The 2,766-nt window shown below is 69.3% G+C and carries 3 protein-coding genes; all 3 read right to left on the reverse strand.

Annotation, left to right across the window (positions count from 1 at the left end):
* Positions 1–591 precede the first annotated feature (591 nt).
* A complete protein-coding gene (locus G7A99_RS17655) occupies positions 592–1,008 on the reverse strand; it encodes a cupin domain-containing protein (protein ID WP_163142628.1) in 417 nt (138 codons plus the stop codon).
* 172 nt (positions 1,009–1,180) lie between these two features.
* Positions 1,181–1,927 (reverse strand): SDR family oxidoreductase, encoded by a 747-nt coding sequence (locus tag G7A99_RS17660; protein WP_163142631.1) that lies wholly within the window; start codon positions 1,925–1,927, stop codon positions 1,181–1,183.
* A gap of 75 nt (positions 1,928–2,002) precedes the next feature.
* Positions 2,003–2,362 (reverse strand): cyclophilin-like fold protein, encoded by a 360-nt coding sequence (locus G7A99_RS17665; protein ID WP_163142634.1) that lies wholly within the window; start codon positions 2,360–2,362, stop codon positions 2,003–2,005.
* Positions 2,363–2,766: the final 404 nt, after the last annotated feature.

Genomic DNA, 2,766 nt, shown 5'->3' on the forward strand with positions numbered 1-2,766 from the left:
ATGCCCGATATCGTGCTCGCGGTGCTGCTGGTGGGTGTCGCCGCGGTCTTGAGGCTGACGCTACCGGCGTGGTGGACAGCCGCCTCGCTGCTGTGGTCGCTCGCCTACACCATTGCGCTGGTGCATCTGCTGCGTCTCAACGGGGCTGCGGACCGTGCTCGGCGGTCGTGCTGATTCATCCGCGTCCCGGGTGTGCCCGTCTGCGGGGCCACGTCGCTGCATGTCCCTGTCCCTGACCGTCGAACGACGGTGCGGGCGACGCCCGCGTCAGTGCGGCGTGATCCTGACCGTCGCCGGGCGGGCACGCTCCACGGTCATCGCTGCGAGGTAGAGGCCGGCCCCGCGTACTTCGTCCGGTAGGCGTCGTGGATGCGGTCGTTGACGGCCCCGGTGACGGGCTCGAACGCGACCTCCAGCGTCATCACGCCTAGTGGTGCCAGCGCCCTGCCGCAGGGCGTCCGGGGGGCGCGAGCCCGGGGGATGCCCGCGGCGTCTTCCCGGATGCGGTTGGGGCAGCCGGCCCGCCGCGGTCGGGACCGGTCCTTCCGTGGACGGCCCCCGGGGCGCGCCCGCTTTCGCGGGGTGGCGCTTTCACTCCAGCGAGTCGACCGCGGACTCGTATTCCTCGCCGGTGACCTTCTCCAGCCAGTGAACGGGCGTGCCGTTGAGCGATTCCTGGATGGCGACGTGGGTCATGGCGGTGTTCGGCATGGCGCCATGCCAGTGCTTCTCGTTCGGCGGGCACTGGATCACGTCGCCGGGGCGGATCGTCCTCGCCGGCTCACCCTCGCACTTCACGACGCCGCAGCCGGCCGTGACGATCAGGGTCTGGCCGAGGGGGTGCGTGTGCCACGCGGTTCGGGCGCCGGGCTCGAAGGTCACGCTCGCGCCGGAGGCACGCGCCGGCTCGGGGGACTGGAAGAGTGGGTCGATGCGTACACTGCCGGTGAAGTACTCGGCCGGCCCCGCGCTGGAGGGCCGCGAGCCGCTGCGGTGGATCTCGTGCATGGTCATTGCTCCTTCGGTCGGTTGCCCCGTCCGGGGCAGGGGATACGGTTACTCGGTCTCTCAGGGGCTGCGGCGCAGACCGGTTGTGCGGTCCCGCGGCGGCGGGTCAGGGACCGCCCGCCGTCGCGGACACGCCTCCGCCCGCTGTCCGCTCAAGGTGTCCCCGTCATCCTCACAGGGGCTGCACGGTTGGCCGGAAGACGATCTCGTTGACGTCGACGTCTCCGGGTTCGTTCACCGCGAACGCCACCATGCGGGCGAAGCTGTCGGCCGGAATGGCGATCTGGTCGACGAGTTCCTGGGTCTGTTCGCGCACGTCTTTCTCGCTGATCCGCTCGATCAGCTCCGTGGCAACCGCCCCGGGTGAGATGACGGTGGTGCGGATGTTGTAGGGCTTGACCTCCTGGCGGAGCCCTTCCGAGAGCGCACCGACGCCGAACTTGGTCGCGCAGTACACGGCCGCGCCGGGGCCCACCTTGTGGCCGTAGACCGAGGAGACGTTGATGATGTGGCCGGACATCTGCTCCTTCATGTAGGGCAGGGCGGCGCCGATGCCGTACAGGGTGCCCTTGAGGTTGACGTCGACCATCCGGTCCCACTCGTCGGTCCTGAGCCGTTCGAGCGGCGAGAGCGGCATCAGTCCGGCGTTGTTCAGCAGGACGTCGACCCTGCCGAAGGTCTGCACGGCGGTGTCGACCAGCTTCTGCACCTGTGCGCTGTCGGTGACGTCGGTCTCCACGGCCTTGGCCTTGTGTCCGGCGGCCGTCAGCTCCTTCTCGAGTGCGGTAAGGCGCTCCATGCGGCGTGCGCCCAGCACGACCGCGGCGCCCTGCTCGGCGAGATGGCGGGCGGTCGCAGCGCCGTTGCCGCTGCTTGCGCCCGTGATTACGACGACCTTGCCTTCAATGTTGTCGGTCATATCGGGGTACTCCCTTGGCGGTGTTCTGGATGATTCGATGGCCGCTCTTCGCCGTGTTGCGCTGAACCCAGGGCCTCACTGTTCGGGGCCGATCAGCTCGATCCGGGCGTCGAGCGGCCCTTTGGCCTTGAGGGGGGACATGTCCCCCTCGATCCGGCCGAGTCGCACCAGCCCCCTTGCGTAGCCGAAATCGCGGTAGAAGAGGGCCAGGTTGCCCCAGGGGGCGTAGTAGGTGACGTCGCCCACCTCGGGTTCCACTCCGTCGGGGGCGTCGTCCGTCGCCAGCGGGGACGGCAGGTCCGCGACCTTCTCCGTGGCGTGGAAGTCCTCGAGGGTGAGTTCGAGGGGGAGCATGGCCGCGAAATCGCGCGCCGCCGGCGTGTCTTCCAGGCGCGCCACCAGCTCCGCGCCCTCGACCGAGATGCGTATCCTCATGGTGTCCTCCGTTTGACCGGATCGAACGGTTTCGCCGTGTGCCATGCACGCACCGAGCAGGGCGACGACGCCGATGGCGGTTCGGACAAAACGCTTGCGGGCCGCTGTCGCCCCGGGTGGATGCGCTCGACGCTCAGGGCGTGGCTCATTGCGAGGCCCGAACGCCGGATGCAGAGCCCGGGCCGGGCGGACCGTTTTGCCGTCTCCCGGTCGCCCGATCGGTACCGGTTCGATGAGGGTGCCCATGGCATCGATCTCTTTCAGGCCGGTGACCACGGGCACGTCGACGCGGATTCCAAGTCGGGTGCACTTGCCCAGCTCAATCGCGCGCGATCTCGTGTCGCAGCCAGATCACGCCGCCCGACAGGGTCTGGCAGGAGAGCAGGCGCAGGTGTTGCCCCTCC

Source organism: Arhodomonas sp. KWT (genome assembly GCF_010993615.1).